The sequence below is a fragment of the Sphingobium sp. genome (assembly GCF_003248505.1).
GTDB lineage: Bacteria > Pseudomonadota > Alphaproteobacteria > Sphingomonadales > Sphingomonadaceae > Sphingobium.
In genome coordinates this window covers 1-3,274 of record NZ_QFOA01000146.1, presented here as the reverse complement: position 1 = coordinate 3,274, position 3,274 = coordinate 1, and the positions used below count along the sequence as shown (strand labels likewise).

Here is a 3,274-nt window from a genome sequence, read left to right as displayed (position 1 = left end):
GCAGCACCGCAAGTTCGCCGCCTAACATCAACCCCCTGACGAGGTCCGCACTCCGCTAATCTACGCCGCGAGTTGTGCCGAATGTTCTGACGACGGACACTCGACCCACGGCCTCGATTGCCCACGAACATCTTCCCGCCAGGTGTCGAAGCTACCGCGCGGGGTCAGCCGGTTGCCGTTCGGCGTCGAAAGGACCTGCTTGACCGGTTCGCCAGCCCACTCGATCTTGTGGGCCTCCTCGCTGCGAAAGATGAGAAGATAATCGCGCGGTGTCGATGTCAAGGGAATGGCCATCACGCCTGCAACGCGTGCGCCAAAGCCGCCGAGCTTCGTCGCGCTGGTCAGGTCAGATGTGTGCCAGAGGTTATTTCGCGAGGCCTCTGTCCGCGGATGCTCCTGCTCCTCGCCCGCCAGATAACGGACGAGTTGGAGGGCCTCATCGTCAGATGGCGCCAGGCCACTGGCCGCCCAACGATCCTCAGCCCATAGGCCAACGCCGTCACAGTCGAAGAGCTCGACGAACTGGTCGAGGTGGTCGCGAAGTCCATCGAGTAAGGAATCATCGACCGACAGTCCGGACAGCATCCGATCGAGCCGCTCGCGCGCGAGACCTGACGCCACGATGTGCGCGCGCCGTTGGGCGACGGAAACCTGTAGCGAGAAGTAGTTTCCGAACAGCTCTGCTCCGATCCGGAGAGGTAGGGGCACGATCCGCGGGCTGTCGTGGTGGCAGGAAATAAGACCCCACAGTTCGCCGTCGACTAGGATCGAGATCGACATTGAGGCGTGGACGCCCATATTCTGGAGATACTCGCAATGAATCGGCGAAACCGATCGCAACTGCGCGAAGGACATGTCGATAGGCTGCTCGCCGGCTGCGATCGCCGGGAGCAGGGGCACCGGGGTGTAGCTGGAATCGCCGATCATGCGGATGGCATTGAGCTGATAGAGGCGGCGCGCCTGGACCGGGATGTCAGATGCGGGAAAGTGCTGACCCATGAAGCTCTGCAGGCCAGCTCGCTTGGCCTCGGCGATCACCCGTCCGGCTCCGTTGTGGAGGAACTGGTAGATCATGACGCGATCGTAGCCGAGCATGGTCCGCACGAGGCGTGCACCCGCCTTGGCTAGGCTCGCAAGCTCGGTCTCCATACCGATCCGGCGCACCAGCGTCTGTGTCAGGTCCAACGCATCCTTCGCCGTCTTGCCGCCTTCGATCGACGGCTCGAATTCGATGATCACGCGGTCCTTGTAGCGATGGACGATCACGTCGACGGGACGTGTCGAATGCCCGAGCGTCAGACCAAGTTCGATGCCCGCGATCTCACCGCCGCCGGATTTCGCGCAGGCATTTCGGATGTCGTGGGCGGCACGCTCGCCGATGACGGGAGTGAGCGGCATGCCTCTGACGATCGGCTCTTCAAAGCCTGTCACTTCCCCGGCGTTCGCCGAGGCGTAGAGGATATCGAAGGTGTCCGGGTGGACCACCAGCATCGCCCCGTGAGGCTGGATGCTACCAGGGATCTGGATCGGCTCGCGATCGCAGTTCGTGAGGTTGACGGTAGTTTGAGGCAGCGGCGTCATGTCAAGCGGGTCCAACCGATGAGGGCTTCTTGCATTCAGGGCGGTAAAACACCGCCAGAGGAACCGGAAGGCCGTCCCTTAGGTATGCGGTGAAAGTGCTGGTGAGCGGCAAGGTGGACCTCAGAACGACGAAAAAAGCGTAGCCAGCTTCCGGCTCAAGAGATGCCAGCTGGATCGGTCATCGCTTATGCGTAGTGGTGACATATGTCACGCCATTTGTCTTTTGGGCTTTCACCCGCTCGTTGAGTTGTGTCGTCGTGATCGCGATACGATCATTGAAACTATGGGCCCTGCGGCATCCTCTGTAGGGTGTCGCGGCCGCCAACGATGCGCGAATTACTCTCGACGAAGCGGACTGCAATTCCGTGGATCTCGCGCAGGCGTGCTGCCCCGATCCCGCGAAAGTCGGTTGCGGTGCCGCGCACGAAGCCTCCGATCGTGGCCGCCGCAAGGGAGGCTACGGTTGGGAAGGTTCCGACGAGTGCATCGCGAGTGGCGCGGTCGACCGTATTGAGTTGCGTCAGATCGTCCCGCCGTTCGACGTCCGGGCCGCACAGGCCCCGCCAGTGGCACATCCAGCATTCCGGCGCTTGCGCAGACCTGGTGATGACGACGTCGTCAATGATGTCCCGCGCATTCTCAAGCGCGTCCGCATACTCGTCGAGCAGCGTGGTGCCGTCCTCGTCGATGGTTCTATGGAGGTCCACCCGCCTTATGGTCTGCTCGCCAACCACGTAGCCGCCCGGCCAGGCAAGGAGGTCGTTCCTCTCAAGGATGTCGCAATGAAGCGCCAGGGTGACGCGCTCGAATTTGCCCTGTTTACCGCAGACGGGATCGCTGCCGCTCACCTTTCCAGGAACGTATCCATCGTTTTCCTGCAACAGCAGGATCGGTTGACCGAGGAGGTCATCAGCGGCGATTTCTCCGCCGACGATGACGGGAGCCTGTGCATCCATCGCGAGCAGAGTCCTCGCCTGCCGAGAGCCTGGCTCGACGAAACGCAGGTCAACCGAGCCGGGGTTCTCAGCAATCAGTCCCTGGATGATGTGCTCATGGTCTTGGACAGGTCCGGCCCAAAGCGGATGATCAGCAAGGTCGGTCTCACCGATCCCCCAACCTTCGGAATGGAGGTCGAGGGCGACACGGTGATCGCAGCGGAGGAGGTCGTGGAGTAACGACCCGGTGATGAGTGTTTGTTCCATGACCCCCTTATGACTGATATATGTCATGATGTCAATATAACGGGGATATATATACCGTGGACTAATCCGATTTTTGTTGCCATGGAGGTCGGCATGACGTCCCAATATCAGACAGCATTCGCAGACCGTGTCCGCTCGCTCCGCCTTTCTGCGGAGAAGTCACAGGAGGATTTCGCCGCGATGGCGAACATCGACCGTGCCACCTTTGGAAAGCTCGAGCGCGGGCTGATCAACCCCTCGCTGCTTACTCTGGCGCGTATCGCGGTTGCTCTGGACCTCTCACTTGCTCAGCTGATGGAGGGTGTCGAGATCGATCCCGAAGAGATCAAGGCAACGCCGCGGTCCGCGCGCGGCCCCAAGCCGATGGGAGGCCGGGGGTAGCTCGGTTGTATTGTCAACGGCGGCGTAAAAGTCGTCCATTGGGCGGAGCAAAACCAGGCCACTTGATCCGGGTGTTGGCGAGCGCCGGGAGGGCGTAGCCCGAGCGGGGG

Annotated in this window: 3 protein-coding genes; 1 reads left to right on the top strand and 2 read right to left on the bottom strand. The window is 61.4% G+C overall.

From position 1 onward, the window contains the following. Positions 1–60 precede the first annotated feature (60 nt). Both DI606_RS19785 and DI606_RS19780 read right to left on the bottom strand, forming a co-directional pair. On the bottom strand, positions 61–1,581 hold the full coding sequence (locus DI606_RS19785; RefSeq protein ID WP_293985686.1) for a GAF domain-containing protein: 1,521 nt from the start codon (positions 1,579–1,581) through the stop codon (positions 61–63). Positions 1,582–1,862: 281 nt separating this feature from the next. Continuing rightward, positions 1,863–2,783 (bottom strand): hypothetical protein, encoded by a 921-nt coding sequence (locus DI606_RS19780; protein ID WP_293985684.1) that lies wholly within the window; start codon positions 2,781–2,783, stop codon positions 1,863–1,865. A 93-nt stretch (positions 2,784–2,876) separates the two neighbouring features. Here DI606_RS19780 and DI606_RS19775 point away from each other — a divergent pair, with 93 nt between their 5' ends. Continuing rightward, a complete protein-coding gene (locus tag DI606_RS19775; RefSeq protein WP_293985682.1) occupies positions 2,877–3,164 on the top strand; it encodes a helix-turn-helix transcriptional regulator in 288 nt (95 codons plus the stop codon). The last annotated feature ends 110 nt before the right edge of the window (positions 3,165–3,274 follow it).